The organism is Actinoplanes sp. NPDC048791 (assembly GCF_040650095.1).
Taxonomy (GTDB): Bacteria; Actinomycetota; Actinomycetes; order Mycobacteriales; family Micromonosporaceae; genus Actinoplanes.
Map to the genome: position 1 here is coordinate 1 of NZ_JBEZGQ010001393.1, position 1,775 is coordinate 1,775.

General features: G+C 73.5%; 2 protein-coding genes. Both read left to right on the plus strand.

Annotated elements, in window-relative coordinates:
* Positions 1-523, plus strand: a 523-nt coding sequence (locus AB0C29_RS46670; protein ID WP_360834587.1) for a nitronate monooxygenase, incomplete at its 5' end; no start/stop codon positions are given.
* 28 nt (positions 524-551) lie between these two features.
* The gene (locus tag AB0C29_RS46675; RefSeq protein ID WP_360834589.1) at positions 552-1,607 is read left to right on the plus strand and encodes an aldo/keto reductase; all 1,056 of its coding nucleotides are present in this window, start codon (positions 552-554) and stop codon (positions 1,605-1,607) included.
* The last annotated feature ends 168 nt before the right edge of the window (positions 1,608-1,775 follow it).

Sequence of the window (1,775 nt, forward strand, 5' to 3'; positions counted from 1 at the left end):
CCTGGTGCTGGCGGCCGGCGGGGTCGCGGACGGCCGGGGCCTGGCCGCGGCGCTGATGCTGGGCGCGGACGGCGTCTGGGTCGGCACCCGGCTGGTGGCCACCCACGAGTCGGCCGCTCACGACGGCTACAAGGCCGGGATCGTCGAGGCGCCGGCCACCGGAACCGTGCGGACCGCGCTGTTCGGCCCGGACCGGCCGGACTTCAACCCGATGCGGGTGCTCGGCAACCGGGTGGTGCGGGACTGGCAGGACCGGGTGGCCGAGATCCCGGCGGACACCTCGGGGCTGCCGGTCATCGGGCACACCGAGCTGGGCGGGGTGCCGACGGAGCTGCGTAAGTTCTCGAGCTTCCCGCCCGTGCAAGGCCTGACCACCGGGGACCTGGACGAGATGGCGCTGCCGGCGGGTCAGGGGATCGGCCTGGTGGATGCGGTACGGCCGGCCGGCGCGATCATCGAGGCGATGACCCGGCAGGCCTGCGAGCTGCTCGAACGGCACCGGGCCCGGGCTCACGCCGGCTGACGGCCGGCGGCGGATCTAGGCTGGCGGGATGGAATATCGCACACTCGGCAAGTCCGGTCTCCGCGTCTCGGTGCTGACCATGGGGACGATGACCTTCGGCGGCAAGGGCGGCTTCGCCAGCGTCGGCTCGACCGACGTGGCGGAGGCCCGCCGCCAGGTCGACCAGTGCCTCGACGCCGGCGTCAACCTGATCGACACCGCCGACGTCTACTCCGACGGGGTCTCCGAGGAGATCGTCGGTGAGGTGCTCGCCGGCCGCCGCGACGAGGTGCTGGTCGCGACCAAGGTCCGGATGCCGATGGGACCCGGCCCCAACGACGCCGGCCTGTCCCGCCACCACATCATCGCCGGCTGCGAGGCCAGCCTGCGCCGGTTGCGCACCGACCACATCGACCTCTACCAGGTGCACGAGTGGGACGGCCAGACCCCGCTGGAGGAGACCCTCGAGGCGTTGCGGCAGCTGGTCACCGCGGGCAAGGTGCGGTACGTCGGCGCGTCCAACTACACCGGCTGGCAGCTGATGAAGGCGCTGGGCACGGCGGACCGCACCGGGCTGCCGCGCTTCGTCAGCCAGCAGATCTACTACTCGCTGCAGGCCCGTGACGCCGAGTACGAGCTGATCCCGGCCGCCGTCGACCAGGGCCTGGGCGTGCTGGTGTGGAGCCCGCTCGCCGGTGGCCTGCTCTCCGGCAAGTACCGCCGGGGCGTGCAGGCGCCGGCCGGCTCGCGGCAGCTCACCGACTGGAACGAGCCGCCGGTGCACGACCAGGAGAAGCTCTACGACACCGTCGAGGTGCTGGTGCAGATCGGCACCGACCGTGGCGTGTCGGCGGCCCAGGTCGCGCTGGCGTACCTGCTGGGCCGGCCGGCGGTGACGTCGCTGGTGATCGGGGCGCGCACTGCCGCGCAGCTCGCCGACAACCTGGCGGCGGCCGAGCTCGTGCTCAGCGCCGAGGAGAGGGCCCGGCTGGACGCGGTGAGCGCGCCGACGTTGCTGTACCCGTACTGGCATCAGGCGAAGACGGCGAGCGACCGGCTGTCACCGGCAGACCTCACCCTGCTCGGGCCGCACCTGGGGGACTGAGCCGTCAGCCACGGGCGCGCCGCACGATGGTCTCCTCACGCAGCACCAGCGAGCTCACCCAGGCCTCGGCGAAGTGCAGCAGGCCGCGCGCGCCCGCCTGCTCGAAGATGCGCCGCAGCAGCTCGGTGCGGCGCGCCGGCGGCAGGTGCTCACCGCCGGTCGTGCCGC